We start from the raw sequence: 18,815 nt of genomic DNA, 5'->3' as shown, positions 1-18,815 counted from the left end.
AAGAATCACAGATGGTCTTTCCTTCTTACTTATACAGGATGCATGCGATAACAACCACTCGTAATATGTGTCGTTCCAATATTCTTACAAGATGCCTATATGTCATTTATTCTAATGGGATCTGAAAAGGCATGCTGTATACGTCGAAATAGGTCCTAACCAATAATCATTCTGAGGCTAATTCTTCTTAGTATTTAATAAGTGTGGCTATCGTTGTTGTAGGTGTCTCATAATTAGCATATGCTTCTGCCGCACGTTCCAATGGGTACACATCTGTTATAAGCGGTTTCACAGAAATACGACCTTCAGCTAACAATCGAATATATTCAGCAATGTTCCTACCTTCCGTCCAACGAACATACCCTATCGGATAATCTTGATTTTTTTTCTCATATTCAGCATCATACCTACCAGGGCCACCAGCACGAGATATAAGTATCTGAGCTTCTTTACCGAACATTAATCCTCTAGCAAACTCCATCGAAATATCACCAACAATGACAACTTTTCCACGTAGTCTAATCCATTCAAGAGCTGGGTTGATGATCTGTTCGCCAGATCCGCTTGCGCAGAGTATAACTGCATCTGCCCCAACACCGCCTGTCACTTCATCTAGGTTTTCTTCCAATTGTGATGCTTCATCATACATATGTGTAAGCCCTTGTGATCTTAACATAGCTGTACGTTCACTGTTCAGATCTATACCAGAAGTTCGATAGGCAGACGCATTCGATATCTGAGCGATAATATTACCTAGAATACCTAGACCTACGATAATAGCTGATTCCCCGAATTTAAGATCTGCCACGCGAAGTGCATGAATAGCAATGGCACCTAATCCAGCAAAAGCAGCTTCTTGTGGCGCTACATGATCAGGAACAAGTGCAGTCAGATTCGTCGGAACAGCTAGCCACTCCGCATGATGTACATAAGGAACGCCATAACATGCTACACGTTTGCCCATGTAGTGTTCATCTACACCTTCACCCAATTGCTCAACAATGCCTACTGCGCTATAACCTATCGTAACGATCTTATCTGAAGCCTTGTTGACAAAACCCATTTCTGTGCCAGGACTGATCGCTGAATATTCCGTACGAATCAGTACATATCCTGGAAGCACCTCGGGCTTATCCTTTTCTGCAATTAAGATCTTTCCTGCTTGCGTTGCAATGTATTTCATTCCATTGGCCTCCTAGATTTGGACTATCTCTCTGTGTTTCTATACACACTTGGCGATACACCAAGATACTTTTTGAACGTTGTAGTGAAGGTAGATGCATTCAAATAACCTATCTTCTCTCCAATTTCAGCGATCGTGAGATTCGTTTCTTTCAACAATTCTCTCGCGTGAGCTAGTCTTACTTTATTGACATACTCCACATAATTCACGCCGAATGTCTTCTTGAAATAACTCGAGAAATATTTCGGTGACGTCTCCATGACTTCCGCGATATGATCTAAATACATATTTTCCATGTAATGAAGTTCAATATATTGAGAGATAAACGTAGGATTCAGCTTGTTCATTTGCGTTTGTATCCTCTGAGCTGAGAACTGTTTCACAACATCAATTAAGGCATTCTCAACACCTTGATAGTTCTGTGCATGATCTACCTTTCGATAGAAATCTCGTTCTAATTCATATAACTCCTGAAGTGAAGTTCCATGACCGCCGACATATTTAAGCAGGTAGAATAGAATTGTTTTGGCAATGTGCACAAATTGATGATGATGAATATCTCGTTGTATATTTTCATTCATAATTTCTTTTATAATCTGAACCGATTCAATTTCTTTGCCATGTAGCACATAATTGGAGAGCTTCTCCATATCCTCAAAAGGTAAATGTATACTCCATACATAGCGGATTTCATCGACATCCGTCACTTTAACCTTGTCATTTACATTACGGTATATCAATCCATTCATGACATCCCGATAAGCTCTTCTGAAATTCTTAGTCTCAGAGCTATATACCTTACTTACACAAGACCACAAGGAGAAACCAATAAAGTCTTCTTTCTCTGCACGAACAATAAAAGCTTGTAACTGCCTGATAATCAATTTTCTTTGTTTCGGATCGTCATGACCAATAACCATAATGAATTGAGCGTTTGCACCATAAAAAATATGCCCATCAATAGATTCTCGTCTCATGCTACTGTGTAATTTCTCCGTTATTTGTTCGACTGGAATAGAGAATCCATAATCTCGATCATTCTCATTCACTTGGATGATTGCCATTATAAAGTGTTTGGCTGAGAAGAAATCTAGATCATATTTCTGGAGCAAAATATCGTGTTCTTTAGAATGCTTATATTCATCTAATGACTGCAGAAATACAACCCTACGTAATTCCTCATCGGCATAGGAAATCTGGTCCTTGTATGACTGATTCTCTGTTTGAATCTTAACAACACCACTATAAATTTTGCGGAAGTCATTTCCTTTACTGGTTCCACCACCGAGCAAACGGAGGATATTATTCACAGGTCGATTCAAATAAATACTAAGAAATACGGATAGTATAATGGCAGAGATAATCGCTGTTAGCATAATCAAGTTATTGGCTTCAGCTACGGAATCTAAATTCTGAAACTGATAAGGGACTTTATCAATATAGATATAATCGTTGTAGTCCGACTTATGGAAATTATATTCATAGTCTCCACGTGTTAAAGTAGCCTCTTGATTGGAATTGAAATATACATCGTTAAGCACCTCAACGAGATCCCAATTCTGATCTGTACTCAGAATGACATTCTTATTCTGATCAAGTACGATCATCGATGCGCCAGGTATCATTGATTTTTGGTTCGTGTGTTTCATTAAGGCAGCAACATCTATGATGATCATCACATTATTCTTCGTCATCTGGAACTTATTTCCACCCATTGCAAATATAAGATTCTTCTTTTTATTTTTTTGTGCACCTTCCGTTTGATTCACATAGACTTCAGCAGGAAATATCTTTAAGGCATGTTTACTAAGCGCATATGTTCTCCAGTAATTGGAGTTGTGTATTTCATGCTTATACTTTTTATCAAATAATAATTGAAAGCTCGTCGTTCCTGTGGATGTAATAGCAAGGTTGGAATCCTCATAGAACACAACAACTTCCTCGATGAAGTCAATGGACGAGACAAGGCCCGATAAATTATCTACCATTGTATATACTTTGCTCATGTCCAATTGTGCGTCTAATGTGGAACCCATACTATTAAGCGGTTGCATATTATCTATCGTCGAAATAATATTATTAATGGTTGTGAAGTCATTATCAAACGATTGAACAACTGATTTCACGACCAATGTGTTATTCTCACTAACTTTCTCATAAATACCTGAAATTGAGTTACGATAGACGAAGTAAGTGGATACAAACATGATGGAAATGACAATGAGTAATGAGAAAAATATCTGTAGTACACCTAAGTTCATGAATAGTCTCTTCATTAGTTCGTCATCTCCTGTTGCTCATAATGGGTATCCACCCATTCTACGTCTTAATACGTTACTCCTCAACCCTTTTCGGAACCCAACATAACTCCTTTGGCAAAATACTTCTGCGCGAATGGATAGATCATCAATACAGGGATCATGGCTAGAACAATAGTTGCATTCTTCTTTGCCTGCGGTGCAAGTGCAGCGGCATCAACTAGACCTGAATTGTTACCCTCACTGAAGATCAACATCCCTCGTAGGACGACCTGCAATGGATACATGGTCTGGTCATTCAAATAAATCATTGGAATGAAGAAACTGTTCCAGTGGCCAATGAAATAGAATAACCCTACAGAAGCCAAAGCGGGCTTGGATAATGGGATTACGATATTAAATAGAATTCGGAATTCAGATGCACCGTCAATAACTGCTGCTTCACGAATCTGATCTGACATACTCTCATAGAAACTTTTTAGAATAATAAGTTCGAAGGTCCAAATGGCATTGGGAATAACAATCGCCCACACTGTATCTATTAGACCCAGCTTTTGTACAATTAGATAGTTCGGGATAATTCCTGGTTGAAGAAACATTGTAATAACTATCGCAAACATCCAGAACTTACGTGCGAAGAAGTTCGGACGTGATAATGGATAGGCAGCAATGGCCGTAAAGAATAAGTTAATAGATGTACCTAACACCGTATAATAAATAGTGTTCATATAGGCTCTTGGGATCTTCTGATCAAAAAGCACTTCTTTATACGCATCGAGATTTATCCCTTTTGGCCATAGGAATACTTTCCCTTGGATGACGCTTGCTGTATCACTTAAGGATATGGCAGTAATGTATAGAATAGGATAAACCGTCGCGGCGGCAGCACACAGAAGGATAATAATATTAAGAATTCCGAATAAGGTTATCTTGCGTTCTCCTACCATAATCCTCTACCTCCAAGCTTTTTACTAATTAGGTTAGCAGATAACAACATAACCATAGCGACCAATGCTTCGAAAAGACCCACTGCTGCACCATAGCTGAAATTGGATTCTAACAACCCTTTACGATAAACGAATGTAGAGAAGACGTCAGCTACATCGTAAGTCATAGAGTTATATAGTAGTAATACTTTCTCGTATCCAATTCTCATCATATTACCTGTCTTAAGAATAAACATAATTAGAATGGTCGGAAGAAGTCCTGGTAACGTAATATGCCACATCATACGGAATCTACTAGCCCCATCCACTCTCGCTGCTTCATATAGTGTTGGACTTATACCCGCAATAGCGGCTAGGAAAATGATAGCTTCATACCCGGTACCAGTCCAAATATCAGAAATAATATATATAGGTCTGAACCAATTAGAATCAATAAGAAAGTATTTACTCTCGAAGCCTAGAAGAGTGATCAACTGATTGATTATTCCGTTATTAGGAGATAAGAAATCAATAACCATACTACTAATAATAACAACTGAGAGAAACGTTGGTAAATATGTAGCCGTCTGAATTACTTTCTTCAATCGAAGGTTTCTAACTTCATTTAGCAATATGGCTAACATGATCGGAAATGGGAAACTACATATTAAAGCAAAGAATCCCAACGTCAATGTGTTTCTAAATAACTTTATAAAATCGGGACTTTCAAAGAACTTGATAAAGTGCTTCAATCCAACCCATTCACTTGCCATAATTCCTGTAAACACGTTGTAGTCTTTAAAAGCAATAATTAATCCGTATAAAGGACCATAACGAAATAGTGCATAAAAAATAATACAAGGAATAAATAGAATTAATAGTTGTCTATCTCTAATGATATGTTTCAACACACCTTTAAAATAGGGTCCTATGGCGCTTACAGATCTTTTTTGTCTACTTTTTACAATAGGGTTATCCACGCGTATGTCCCTCCTATCTATAATGAATGGCACCCAGTATATTCAACTGGGTGCCGTCACAACTTTAATATTGTGACTGTTTACTTTTGAGCTGCATCCAGACGTTTTTGTGCATCATTGAAAATTTTCGCAAGGTCAGATCCGCCTAACTTATCGGCGCTAATTTTCCATGCTTCCCACTGTGAATCTCCATAAGACTTATCCAATACATATTTGGTATTGAATTCTTCAATAGCCTTTGTAAGTGTTGTTAGCATTTCAGCAATCGTAGATGTTTCTTCATCTGTGAAGTTAACGACAGGATCAGCAGCTTCGAATTTATTATTCTTGACCATCATGTCTTGTGCTTCTTGTTCTTTCTCCGTGAAGTTGTAGTAGACACTTCTTCTATCAGGTGCAAGGTATGCTGCTTCAAGCCACATACCATACTTCTCTTCTAATACCGCAATATCAACTAATGGAACGTCCTTTAATTCTGGATATACTGGTTTACCATCAGCGTCAAAATTAAATGTTTCTCCTTCAACACCCAGTGTCATAAGTGCAGCACCGGAAGGACTTGTTAGGTAGTCAAGCAATTTCATAGCGGCTTCTTTGTTATCTTTATTTGCTACAGCGATTCCAAAGCCAGTCTCAATCTTAGGTAGTGTTCTAATGTTTCCAGTAGGTCCAATTGGATTTCCATAACGCAAGTTATACTCTGGGTTAACAGCACTAATCTGGTTATAGAATAAATCTAGACGTCCAATCCAATCGTACGTAACAAATGACTTATCTGTTGTCATCTTCACAGTCCATGAATCTGATGTATCTGTAATGAATTCAGGATCGATTAATCCTTCAGAATACAATTTTTTGATGAAATCCAACATATCTTTATTCTCTGGTTGTGTAGCAGTGAATTTCCATTCCTTTGTAGATTCATCATAATAGACCGGGTAGTTTAGACCCCAACCATAAGACCAGTCTTTAAAGATGTTTGCTTTTGTCTTTGAAGCATAAGGATAGGAATCAGGATAGATTTCTTTTAACTTCTTAAGTGCTTGATAGAAACCTTCTGTATCCGTCCACTCCGGAATATTGTTCTTTTCAAAGATGTCTTTTCTGTACATAAACCCATGGTTTACGTCGCGGTTAAGATTATAGATAGGCCAGGTGTACAATTTGCCTTCTTCATCACCATATGAGTTGAGAACCCAGTCATTTTCTTCCATATACAATCTTTTGAAGTTAGGTAGCTGATCTGCATAGTCGTTAAAAGCAACGACTGCTTTTTGTTGACCCATCTTCTTTAATTCGGGAGGAGTCATACCACTGAAGATATCTGGAAGTTTACCAGATGCAACCGTTACTCTTAGTTTGTCTTGAAAGGTAGATTTAGAATGCGTCTGGAAATCAACTGTAATTCCAGTACGTTTCTCAATTTCTTTAACAATCATTTTGTCATTCACCGGATTCTCACTTGCGATCATCCAAGTTACCGTCGTTGGCTTATCTACTAATGGTAGAGTTAGACCGCCTGTATCACCATAATCTGTTGCAGGTGCTTTATCCGTGACGGGTGGAGTCGTATTAGCTGGTGTATCATTCTTGCCAGCATTCTTATTGTTGGAACCTCCACATGCAGCTAACACGGAAATCATTAGTGCCAAAACAAGTGTCAAACTGAGAATTCTTTTAGACATTTTATTGCCTCCCCTTTTAGTTGTTATCAGGTATGTTCCTGACAATTCATATTCTATCGATCACTGTTATTTTCGTAAATAAAGCGTTTTCATTTTAGTAACAACTTTCTCTTGTGAACTAATCGTAATTGTTTAAAATCCAATGATATCAACACATTAACGTGTGTGGAATTTGCTAACATGGAGGGTAATCGTGAATATTTGATGGATAATGCACCTTTATTAACATCATGGTTTTTTCCACTCTTTTACTAATTCATTTGAAATGTTGAAAAGATGCTCAAAGTATTGCTTAAAGGCTGTTTGTTCTTCATATGGCGTACATTGTATTTCATGAATAATCCCTCGTAGTTCTTCATTTAATTGTTGAAGTATGGCAATAACATCTGCAGACCCTTCCTTATTTGCAACTTGAACATCAACTACTCTTGCAGGAAAAAGTGGAACATTATAATAGGAAATACGCGAAAGAATTTCACCCACTTTGTCCACCGCTTCTTCCAGGTAAGTCCGTATCTCTTCTGAGGCATAATTCCAATAATCCGCTTTAATCGTCGCTAGTGAATCACCCCAAGCAGACCTTGCGAACATGTAACTATTATAACCTTGCGCCCATTTCCATGAATACGTATCGCCCGCTTGTGGATAAGGAACAACTAGATTTACAATAGAATGAATCCCTAGCGTTCGATAATGGTTTAGATCGTTATATATTCTCTCAGGCATTATTGGAAAGAGGTGACTTAACATATAATGATCACTGTAGTATTCAAATATAGTTAACTCTTTAAGATTCTTCTGTGTGCCTTCGATCCAGTTCTCTAGATTGTGATAAGCCCTTTGTTCTTCCGAACGATCACAGTCATGAAATCCTTGACTATAATCACGTCCCCAATAGGCAAATAACGTATTCACTTGTGAGGAGGTATTGGACCCTTCATCCAATTCAAGCATCTTCCAAGATAGTCCCGCATTATAGGCAATATGTTCAGCCTTAATAGCAGAACCTGATAGCGTGAAGGCATCCTGTAACCGTTCAGTAAATCGTTGATACAATAAGATAAATGGAGTCGCTATGATCTGATCATCAGAAACGGCTGTATCTTCGGGCCATAATGAGATTCTAGTAAGCATAGGTATCGATTGGCAATACGCCACAATGTCGGCGATCACAAGCTGTTGCCAGCTCTCATCTTCATAATTCAGCTGTTTATGCCCAGCAAAAGCAGGAGCAGACCCATCATGGTTCATTCCAACAGCATGCATACCCTCCGTAAAGAATTTCATACTGTGACCTCCGAGGGTGAGGTCAATCCCTCTTTTTTCCAATTCCGGTTGAAGCATATCTTTCACATAATCCCATAATGGAAAAGTTAGAAACAGCTCATTGAGTTTGTTCTTCCCTAACCAATCAACCACATCAACCAAATAATCTTTATCCTTTAGATTCTCATACACAAACCCTCTGCGTTTGAATTCAGGTTGTTCAATGGATACCATTACATCTTGAGTAGATCTATTGGCAATATTAGTCGAAGTCTCATCAGGGTAGATCCATTCCATTTTCCAATGTTTCTTGCAATATTCGTACACAGCGTAAAGGGTAGATCGCTCGCTTTTCCCCGTTAATATCCATGCATTACCGTTTCGAAAAATAGTGTAGGCATCATGATCATAAGCAACATTCCCAGGTGGATTCCATGGCCAATCACGCATGGATTCATCTAATGTCAACTGGTTAACGCAATCATCCCACGTACCGATAATCCATTGTTCTTGTATTTGCTCTTGTTCATGATGTTCAGCTACTTGATGTGTTGTTGCCATTTTACACAATTCTTCGTAGGCGAAATCAAGAACGCGGTGGTCCCTTAACTTCATGATATTATTCATATCTTTGTCACCTCAACAATTTAAAGTAGTCCATAACGATGGACTTAAATGTATACTGTTCACAACGGTATTGTAGATAATTCAGTTAAACGCTGTATTGCAATCTCGGCTAGTATGGATGCACCTAAAGGGATACAATCCTCGTTCAGATTAAATTTAGGATGGTGTAATCCAAAAGCTTGATCTGCATCATCGGTTGGCCCAGATCCAAGCCAAAAGAAACATCCTGGAACATGTCGCAAATAGACGGAGAAGTCTTCTCCAGCCATTGTAGGATCTGCTGTAATTCGATGTTCTTCACCAATTAAACGATCAATAATGGATTCCACATGTTGGACTTGCTCATCGTGGTTCACTAGTACAGGAACTTGATGTATATACTTCACTACAGATTGGCAGCGATAAGCATCTGCGATTTGATGAACGATTCTTTCTATTCTCTCAGGCATGAAGTGCTGTGCTTGTGGATCAAAGGTACGGATGGTTCCTGTCATTACAGCATTCTTCGGGATAACGTTATTGGCATCTCCCGAAATAATACTACCAATGGTAATAACTATAGGATCAAATGGAGACACTTCCCTACTTACGATGGTTTGGAGTGCCATCACAATAGCAGATGCACATACGACAGGATCAATACTTTGATCAGGCATCGCTCCATGTCCGCCTTTTCCTTCTAAGTTGATCTCTATACGATCCACAGAACCCATCATTGAACCTTTGCGTGTCGCTGTCATACCTGCAGATAATGTAGGAAGATTGTGCAACCCATAGATTTCATAAACCCCATCCAAGACTTGATCATCAATCATTGCTTTAGCTCCTGCATTAACTTCTTCTGCAGCTTGAAAGATCAACCTCACCGTTCCAGCGAACTTCTGATTCACAAGTAGCTTCGCAGTACCTATCAATATAGCGGTATGGGCATCATGTCCACATGCATGCATCAATCCAGGACGTGTGGAAGAAAAGGGTAGATCTGTCTCTTCTTGAATCGGAAGCGCATCCATGTCTGCACGTAAGGCAATCGTAGGTCCCGGGCACTCGCCCTGTATTTCGGCTACGATGCCGTGTCCTCCGACACCACGTCGGTATGGAATACCTATCTGCTCAAGTTGTTCAGCAACGAAATCCGCTGTTTCTTGTTCTTGTAAGCTAAGTTCAGGATAACGATGTAACTTTCTTCGAAAAGAGATTAACTCAGGAGCCATTTCATTAGCTAAATGAAGAATACTCATGATGGCTTGATATCCTCCTTTCCATAAAGTTCTTTCATAATTCTACGTCCTGTGGGTGTCTGAGCTAATCCGCCCTTTGAAGTTTCCCTATGTTTTTCCGGCATGCGGATACCTACTTCCAACATAACATCAATAACTTCATCCGACGGAATGACGCTTCGTATACCAGCAAGTGCCATATCAGAAGCTGTTAAAGCGGAGACAGCTCCGAATCCATTTCTAACAATACAAGGAATCTCTACCAACCCCGCGACAGGATCACAAATAAGACCTAATGAATTCTTAAGTGCAAGCCCAACAGCATGCACAGCTTGATCTGGCGTTCCACCCCGTAGTTCGGTTAAAGCACCCGCAGCCATTCCGATGGCCGATCCGACTTCAGCTTGACAACCACCTTCTGCGCCAGATACGAATGAATTGTTAGCAATGACATAGCCAATAGCCCCGGCAGCGAATAACCCTTGCACCAATAACTCGTCCTCCCAACCAAATTTCTCCTGAGAACTGACGAATACACCTGGTATAATTCCACACGATCCTGCTGTCGGTGTAGCTATAATACGTCCCATTGAAGCATTAACCTCAGAGACAGCTAACGCATAAGCCAGAGCTGTACAAGCCTCTGTTCCTAGAGCACTTATATGATTCTGCATATAAGTGTGTACTCGCTGTGCATCTCCACCCGTTAGACCACTACGCGATCTAGTATCTTCTTCAATTCCCTTTCGCACAGCTTCTTTCATGATCTGATAATACTCAGCCATCTGAGTAATTACGAAGGATTCTGTCTTGCCGGACTCCTTCGCTTGCTCTACGACCATAAGTTGCCCGATCGACATTTGTTCGAGTTGACATAATTCAATCAGTTCAGATAGATTTGAGAATCTCATTGTTCGACTCCTCTACTCCTGAGATCGATAACACACACTTGATTTACATGTGTCAAGCTAGTAATTTGCTGTATAACCTCTGGGTTGATCGAATCATCACTCTCAATCACGGTTAATACATCACCGTTTCTTGATTTGCGATCAACCTCCATATATCCAATATTCGTGTTGGTCAGATTAAGAATATCTGTCATTCTAGCAATCATCCCAGGCTTATCATCATGGAATATAAGCAGGGTGGGATATATCGCTGTGAATTTCACATCAAATTGATTGACGCTCGTAATCTCCACACTTCCCCCGCCAATGGAGCACCCCATTACCCGAGTAACCTGATCTCCACATTTCAAGATGAGCATCGCAGTGTTGGGGTGAACCCCAGGTTTGGGCATTTCATCCGTATGGAACTTCACCTTCATGCCATTCTCTTCTGCTATATTTATCGCATCTTTTATTCGATGATCATCCGTATCATAATCTAACAATCCTCCAACAATCGCTAGATCTGTTCCATGACCACGATAAGTATCTGCGAAGGAACCATAGAAATGAATATCTACTATATCTGGTAGTTTCCCTGCAATTTGTCTAGCCGTTCTGCCAAGTCTTACAGCACCTGCTGTATGAGAACTGGAAGGCCCGATCATACTCGGACCAATAATAGAGAACACGTCTTTAAATCTCACGTTAATATCCTCCTCATGATACTCCCGACTCTATGATAGCCAATCCTTCAAATGTGCAGCAACGAATGCATCATCATGAAGATGTGGATATTGGTCGTACACACGATCGATCTCTTCGGATTGACCATAAGATAATGTTTCTTCTGGATTCAGGCACCAAGTTCCTTTTAATAATCCTTGTCTACGAAGCACCTCGTGAATCCCTGGGATACAGCCTGCGAATTGATGTGCAGGATCAAAGAATGCAGCGTTGGAATCGGTCACCTGAATATTACGAGTCAACCATTCGCGTGATATATTATCATCATTGCGAATGTTCTTAATCTCTTCAAGTAGCTCAACTGCTTTATTCGTCCATACTGCCCAATGACCTAACAATCCTCCAACAATACTCTTTTCAACAGGTACACCGTTAACCTTGAATCTGAATGTTGTGAGCAGATCATTGACGATATTATCATCATTACCGGTATATAAGGCGATTTCATCTCTTCTACTCGAGTAACATACTGCACGCGCTACATCAATGGACTGATATCGATTGAATGGAGCCATTTTAATAGCTACAACATTAGGGATCTCCGAGAATTTCAACCAGAAATCATAAGTGAATATTCTCCCACCTACGGATGGTTGCAGATAGAATCCTATAACAGGCATACATGCTGCAACGGCTTCCGTACGTCTAAGAATCTCTTCTTCCGTCCATCCTACAAGTCCGCCCATACTCAGTAATGCTGCATCATATCCAAGACGAAGTGCGATTTGCGTCTCAGCTAAGGCTTGCTCCGTTGGCCCACAAATACCAGCTACTTTAATAAATGGGCGATTCAGCTGTGCTGCATCAATCTCTTCAGCAGCCATTCTTAAGACAGGTTCATACAGATTATGTTCTTCATCACGAATCTCGAATTGAGTGGAATGGACACCTACAGCTACACCACCTGCACCTGAAGCCATATAATAACGCGTGAGTGCACGTTGATGTTGTTCATCTAATATACGATTCTCATCAAGTGCTAAAGGATGAGCAGGTATGACTAGACCTTCATGAAGCGCTTGCATTAACTCGGATGATAGCGTAGATTTCGTTGCCATTAGAATTTCCCCTTTCTCTCTTGGAAATGTGTTGGCTTATTCCAAGTCGCTCCACCTTGTTCTACCCAATCAGACATCCAATCCACAATCTGTAGAAGTGGTACCGTTGGATAACCGAACAGTTGATGCGAGCGTGACGCATTATTTAACAACGCTGTTTCTGCTTCTGTACCTTCAAATATAACTTCTTTTCCTAGACGTTTCCCAAATTCTGTTGCCGCCCAGCGAATGGACATCGTCTCTGGTCCTGTAATATTGACAATCGTTGGCGGACTCGTACATGTCGTCAAACAACGAAGTGCCATGGAATTAGCATCCCCTTGCCAGATCACGTTAGCATATCCTGTTGAAAGATCGATGGGACGCCCTTCATTAATGGATTTAGCTAATTCGAGCAATACACCATAACGCATATCATTGGCATAATTCAATCGATACATCGTCATCGGTGTACCATTCTTATGTGAATGATACTCGAAGATTCTTTCCCGTCCAAGACAAGATTGTGCGTATTCACCTATTGGCTCAGGTGCCACACTCTCGTCCGAACCCCCACTACTTACGGGTGAGAATGGATAGATGTTACCAGAAGAGAATACAACTATGCGAGAATCCTTATATTTCTCTGCCACTCTACCTGGTAAATACGTATTCATCGCCCATGTAAAATGTTCCTTACCTGTCGTTCCGAATTTATTGCCTGCCATATAGATGACATTCTCTGCATGAGGTAGACGATTTAATTCTTCATCATTCAGAAGGTCGCATGATATCGTCTCAACACCTGCCTCTTCCAACTCTCGTCTTGCCTCTTCGTTCGAGAAGCGTGACACCCCAATAACACGCTTGGATAGACCTCCTTCACGAATGGCATTAACAGCCAATCGCGCTAGACTAGGACCCATCTTTCCCCCTACCCCTAATAAAACTATATCTCCATTCACTTTCGATAGATCTTGTATTAACGATTCAGATGGCTCTGCTAATTTAGCTTCTAAGTCTGCAACTGTTCTCATCATTTCAATCTCCTCCTAACAGGTTTATATCTATAGCATACTCAAAGTTTAGATATAAAGACAGGTCTTTATGTTGTCTGTAAATAGGGATAAAAATGATGGTACTGTTGGTAGGACTTAGCGTGATTTATCGTCTAAAATAATAACCCGAAAGATTTGTCTTGGTCTTCCCTTTGGCATCTTCTCTAGCCCAGCAATGTCCACCAATCCATTATCTATCCAGAGCAATAGTAATCGATGTGCACTTCTTACCGTCACGTCTAACAATGATGCCAGATCATGTACTGTATATTCATTCTTACCGAAACGAGCCATCTGGTTCAGAAGCTTGCTAAGATAAGCACTTGTCATACCGGCATCCTCTGCTCTCTTCACGAGTTCTGCATCCATAGGTGATAATACCGTCTGTACAGGATCAGCCATCTCTAACGGACCAATAAGTGTTTGGTCTTCCCTAACAATGAAGCATGTATTGCCCCCAGCTTCCTTTGATTTACGCAGAGCAATTCTAGCATTCATCCCTGCAACATTCGCCGATATACCAAATCCAATCCCCATACTTAGAGATATGCCAAGCGATATATTCGCATCCTTCGCTAGAGGAATTGTTTTATATCCCGAAGTCTCCCTCTCAAAGATTCCTCGTGTTGTAAAAAAGAGATATTCATCTCCACCCAATGACGTCAAATAACCATCTAGTGATTCCACATAACCAAGAACCATGCGATGAATATCAAGCTTTAATTTCTGAACATCGTGTTCACTGTTACGCTTCATCACTAATTTTCCGAAATCATCCACATTAATCATCCCAACAACAATCTGAGACTCTTTGCCACGTCTTGATTCAGAGGATAGAAGTGCGCGTTCAAGAGACACTATGATATCTTGTTCAGATGGAACCAACCATTCATTGGATACTTGCATATTCGTTAATTGCTGCGCTACTTGCTCAACCCCTGTTAAAGCCATGGAGCAGTTCCCTGATTCAGCTTGTGTCTGGTGAAATGCAATCAATTGTTCAGGTGAGGCATAAGCGGGCCCATCATACACGACCACTCTAGTTGCCTCAAGGTCAAGGTCTTGTAATGTTCGCATGACAATCGTCTTCGTAAGCGTATCTACCGAGATACCACCTCGTAATTTACCTGATTGCATCGAATGAAATAAAGCCTTGTATAACCCTGCCCCTGTCAAAGGGACATAGTGAACAGGAATGGATAAAGGTACAATCTCTTTCACCCTGCGGTGTGTTAACGGGCCGGATAGAAGGAGCAATTCAACATCATTGCTAAGTTGTTCAGCGAAAAGCACGGAATCTTCCTCATGGGTGACAATTCTTGTGATGGGCACAAAAGTCGGGAAGGATTGGATCACACCCATAATCTTGTCAACAAGCGTTTCTGTTCCAATAATCCCAATTTTGATTTGCATAATCATATCATTCCTTTACATCCAAGTAAGTGTCATTCGATTCCTATTGTAACCCTGTCAATGCAAATTACACAATCCATTCATGAACCCTAGCCCAATTCAACCAACTTACTTCTCTTATGTTTCTTATCTAGAGCAACAGCCATTACGATCATGCTAATCAGTCCAATTACGGCAAAAATAGTAGCTATAATAAATGCTGAATTTATCCCAAATATTAATCCATCCGCTGAAATCACACTTAATTGTTCTTGACTTGGATTAGATAGAGCGGTGTTTCTAATTTCCTTCGCAATGAATAGATCCGTTTGGGAGGTCATGATTGTAGTCATCACTGCCGTTCCTATTGCACCAGAAATGGATTGAAGTGTATTCTGCATGGCTGTTCCATGACCTTGTATGTCTGACCGTAATGAATTTAATCCCGCAGTCATGAGTGGCATCGTTAGAAAAGTTACGCCAAAAGAACGCACCATATAGATTACGATCATCAATACAATTCCTGTTGTGTAAGTTAAGTTCGTGTACAATGCTGTGGTTATGACAAGTAAGCTCACACCAAGTACTCCAATCCATTTCATACCATGTCGATCAAATATTCTACCTGCAATTGGCGACATGATTGCCATGACAATGCTACCTGGCAAGAGGAATAACCCAGATTCTAATGCAGACATACCACGACTAATCTGTAGATAGATTGGGAGTAGAATCATCGCTGAATAGACAACCCCGTTCACGAAAAAACTAATAACAATCGACAGAGTATATTCTAATGATTTGAATATCGATAAATCAATCATTGGCTTGTCTATTTTTAATTGACGTAGAACAAATAACAGAAGTGAAATCGTACCAACCAATAGAGCACAAATGACGGGATAGCTACTCCATCCTAGTTTGCCTGCTACACCGAAACCATATAAAATACCACCGAATCCAAGTGTTGATGTAATGACACTAATCATATCAAGTTTTGCTGGTCTAGCAACGGAGACATTCTTTAGTATAAAGAATGATGAAATCAACGCAAGAAGTGAAAAAGGTAACACAGCAAAAAACACAAAACGCCATGACATATGTGTAATGATTAATCCCGAAAGTGTCGGACCTATAGCAGGTGCAAACATAATCGCTACACCAACAATTCCCATGGCAGATCCACGCTTCTCAATTGGAAAGAGTCGGAAAACGACATTCGTTAATAAAGGCATGACAATACCTGCCCCAATGGCCTGAACCACACGACCCATTAACAATATTACAAAGGTTGGCGCTGCCCCACACAGAATCGTACCTGCGGAGAAAGTGATCATCGAAGCAAAGAATAACTGTCGAGTAGTAAATCGATCCATCAAAAATGCTGTAATTGGGATGAATACACCACTAACCAGCATATATAGTGTAATTAACCATTGAGCTGTTGAAGTCTCAATCCCGAACTCTTTTGATAATGTGGGCAAGGCCACATTCAATACCGTTTGATTTAATACAGCTGCAATAGCCCCAATTAATAATACCGTTAATATAGGTCCTGATCTTACATTGTTGCTTTGTTCCATAAATTTAATATTCTCCTTATCCTAATCTAAGATGATGTGAACCTATGACAACTCATAATACTTAGCATGCTAAGTATTATCCCAAAAAGTAACGATGCATAATTTTATTAATTATTTAGGTTCTGGATCATTTGTTGAAGAAGACGTCTTAATAATAGTTTCTCCTCTGAATAGATACCCTCTAATAGCCTCTGTTGATGTCGTTGCCATACATCTTCTAGTGGTTGTTGAAGTTCTTTGCCCTTGTCTGTTAGATATACACGGCTAATACGAGCATCCTTCGTATCATGAATTCTGTTAACTAGACCATACTCCTCCAACTTTTTCAACATATTACTGACAGTTGGTGGTTCGCATCCCATTCTTTCACTTAATTGTGATTGCTGAATACCATCTTCTAGCCATAGCTCATATAAAGCATATTCCTGACCCACATGAAGCTGAAGCTTAACAAGCTCTTCAGAATACCGTTTTCTCGATTTTGCGCTTAATTTACCTAATAATAAGCGAATATCATCATCGATCATCTCTTTACACCTCTTCAAGTTAAATGCTTAGCTTGCTAATGATATGCTAGTTGTCATAATATTGTCAACCATGCCTGTAAGTATTATCCAAGAACTACCTTACAGACTCGTGTTGTAAAAGTATAGACTTCATAGTTAAACCACCACGATAACCGCTTAGAGACCCATTCTTTCCAACAACACGATGACATGGAACAGCAATTAATACTGGATTTGCACCAATCGCACTAGCTACCGCACGTACAGCCAATGGTTGTTGAAGCGTAATCGCAATGTCCGTATAGGTTCGGGTTTCTCCATATGGAATATCCATGAGTACATGCCACACAGCCAATTGAAATGGGGTACCATGTAACTCTACTGGGATAGAGAATTCATCCATCTCCCCATGGAAATAACGAATAAGTTCTAATCCATATTTCTCTAACTTATCTATATCTTCAGTGAATTCATGCATAGGTAATTTCTTGTTGATCCAACACAACATTTCTTCAAATGGTTTGTCCTGGGAACCCACATAACATAACCCTTTATCTGTTGCTGCAATATATAACTTCCAACCTTCATATGTCCATAATGTCCAAAATATGACGTTATTTGATGTGTTCATCCGATGATCCACTCCTATTCATACTATAATACCAACTAATAGTCTTGAATTGAAGTGAATCCTTTATTCTATTCTCCATATCAAATCATCCCTAAGAAATATATTTCTCAGGGATGATTGGTATTCTATTTTAATTAGGGTTGAATCACAGCGCAAGCGATACGATCACCTGAATTTCCTGATGGATCTGTAACATAATCATCTGCCTGCTCATGAATAATAATCGATGTTCCCCCAGGCTTTAATAATGAGTTGGAAGCTCCTTTGGCAAGTGTAACGGTTGTGCTCTCTATATCAGCCGTAACGGTTCCATCCTCTTTCACTATGAGATTAGGAAGATCTCCCGCATGATACCCTTGTGGATTGTTAAATCCATGTTCCTTATGTTCAGGATTGAAATGCGCACCTGCTGATTTGAAATCGGGTGCATCACATTTACCATTCTCATGGAAGTGTATGCCATGTGCACCAGGTGATAGGTTCCTTGCTTCGATGTGAAGCTTCACTGCCTTATCTTGTTGAGAAATTACGATAGTCCCGATCTCTTCCCCTTTGGTATTGATGATCTTTGTCTTGATCTCCATCTCTTTGGACTTAGCAAATGCATCAGGTATTACGAATACACCTACTAAGATCATCATACTAACCAGACATAATCCTACAAATATCGCACTTTTCTTCAAATTTTCTTCCTCCTGTTTTTCTATTCATATTTTCATTCTATGTCTAGCCTATCCCTTTTTCATAAAAAGAAACCTCTTTGCTCATGCGAATAATCGAGTAGGAGGGGGCGACTAGCCCCCGACCTCTCACACCACCGTACGTA

At 39.9% G+C, this 18,815-nt stretch carries 16 protein-coding genes; all 16 read right to left on the bottom strand.

Annotation, left to right across the window (positions count from 1 at the left end):
• Positions 1 to 187: 187 nt before the first annotated feature.
• Positions 188 to 1,183, bottom strand: coding sequence for a zinc-dependent alcohol dehydrogenase (locus tag ACH8E3_RS15340; RefSeq protein ID WP_458633514.1), 996 nt, complete (start codon positions 1,181 to 1,183; stop codon positions 188 to 190).
• Between the two features lie 23 nt (positions 1,184 to 1,206).
• Positions 1,207 to 3,459: a helix-turn-helix domain-containing protein gene (locus ACH8E3_RS15335; protein ID WP_458633513.1), complete on the bottom strand. Its 2,253-nt coding sequence runs from the start codon at positions 3,457 to 3,459 to the stop codon at positions 1,207 to 1,209.
• A 65-nt stretch (positions 3,460 to 3,524) separates the two neighbouring features.
• Positions 3,525 to 4,388 carry a carbohydrate ABC transporter permease gene (locus ACH8E3_RS15330; protein ID WP_458633512.1) on the bottom strand — a complete coding sequence of 288 codons (864 nt, stop codon included), beginning with the start codon at positions 4,386 to 4,388 and terminating at the stop codon, positions 3,525 to 3,527.
• A complete protein-coding gene (locus ACH8E3_RS15325) occupies positions 4,382 to 5,299 on the bottom strand; it encodes an ABC transporter permease (RefSeq protein ID WP_458633529.1) in 918 nt (305 codons plus the stop codon). Before ACH8E3_RS15325 ends, ACH8E3_RS15330 begins: the two co-directional genes overlap by 7 nt.
• A 128-nt stretch (positions 5,300 to 5,427) precedes the next feature.
• Positions 5,428 to 7,032 carry an extracellular solute-binding protein gene (locus ACH8E3_RS15320; protein WP_458633511.1) on the bottom strand — a complete coding sequence of 535 codons (1,605 nt, stop codon included), beginning with the start codon at positions 7,030 to 7,032 and terminating at the stop codon, positions 5,428 to 5,430.
• 228 nt (positions 7,033 to 7,260) lie between these two features.
• Entirely contained in the window at positions 7,261 to 8,925 is a 1,665-nt protein-coding gene (locus ACH8E3_RS15315; RefSeq protein WP_458633510.1) for a hypothetical protein, read from the bottom strand.
• Positions 8,926 to 8,984: 59 nt separating this feature from the next.
• The gene (locus ACH8E3_RS15310) at positions 8,985 to 10,166 is read right to left on the bottom strand and encodes a M20 metallopeptidase family protein (RefSeq protein WP_458633509.1); all 1,182 of its coding nucleotides are present in this window, start codon (positions 10,164 to 10,166) and stop codon (positions 8,985 to 8,987) included.
• Positions 10,163 to 11,056, bottom strand: a complete 894-nt coding sequence (gene sdaAA / locus ACH8E3_RS15305; RefSeq protein ID WP_458633508.1) for an L-serine ammonia-lyase, iron-sulfur-dependent, subunit alpha — start codon at positions 11,054 to 11,056, stop codon at positions 10,163 to 10,165. The genes ACH8E3_RS15310 and sdaAA overlap by 4 nt, the downstream gene beginning before the upstream one ends.
• Positions 11,053 to 11,742, bottom strand: coding sequence for an L-serine ammonia-lyase, iron-sulfur-dependent subunit beta (gene sdaAB, locus ACH8E3_RS15300; protein WP_458633507.1), 690 nt, complete (start codon positions 11,740 to 11,742; stop codon positions 11,053 to 11,055). Before sdaAB ends, sdaAA begins: the two co-directional genes overlap by 4 nt.
• 30 nt (positions 11,743 to 11,772) lie before the next feature.
• Entirely contained in the window at positions 11,773 to 12,840 is a 1,068-nt protein-coding gene (locus ACH8E3_RS15295; RefSeq protein WP_458633506.1) for a dihydrodipicolinate synthase family protein, read from the bottom strand.
• Positions 12,840 to 13,856 carry an NAD-dependent epimerase/dehydratase family protein gene (locus tag ACH8E3_RS15290; RefSeq protein ID WP_458633528.1) on the bottom strand — a complete coding sequence of 339 codons (1,017 nt, stop codon included), beginning with the start codon at positions 13,854 to 13,856 and terminating at the stop codon, positions 12,840 to 12,842. The genes ACH8E3_RS15295 and ACH8E3_RS15290 overlap by 1 nt, the downstream gene beginning before the upstream one ends.
• A 117-nt stretch (positions 13,857 to 13,973) precedes the next feature.
• Complete coding sequence (locus ACH8E3_RS15285) at positions 13,974 to 15,290, bottom strand: hypothetical protein (RefSeq protein ID WP_458633505.1); 1,317 nt, start codon at positions 15,288 to 15,290, stop codon at positions 13,974 to 13,976.
• A gap of 89 nt (positions 15,291 to 15,379) precedes the next feature.
• Positions 15,380 to 16,852, bottom strand: a complete 1,473-nt coding sequence (locus tag ACH8E3_RS15280) for a DHA2 family efflux MFS transporter permease subunit (protein WP_458633504.1) — start codon at positions 16,850 to 16,852, stop codon at positions 15,380 to 15,382.
• Between the two features lie 107 nt (positions 16,853 to 16,959).
• Entirely contained in the window at positions 16,960 to 17,379 is a 420-nt protein-coding gene (locus tag ACH8E3_RS15275; RefSeq protein WP_458633503.1) for a MarR family winged helix-turn-helix transcriptional regulator, read from the bottom strand.
• Positions 17,380 to 17,473: 94 nt separating this feature from the next.
• On the bottom strand, positions 17,474 to 17,989 hold the full coding sequence (locus ACH8E3_RS15270) for a methylated-DNA--[protein]-cysteine S-methyltransferase (protein ID WP_458633502.1): 516 nt from the start codon (positions 17,987 to 17,989) through the stop codon (positions 17,474 to 17,476).
• Between the two features lie 134 nt (positions 17,990 to 18,123).
• Entirely contained in the window at positions 18,124 to 18,672 is a 549-nt protein-coding gene (locus ACH8E3_RS15265; RefSeq protein WP_458633501.1) for a superoxide dismutase family protein, read from the bottom strand.
• Positions 18,673 to 18,815 lie beyond the last annotated feature (143 nt).

It is taken from the genome of Paenibacillus sp. CMAA1364, assembly GCF_054373195.1.
This window is presented reverse-complemented; position numbering and strand designations above follow the sequence as displayed.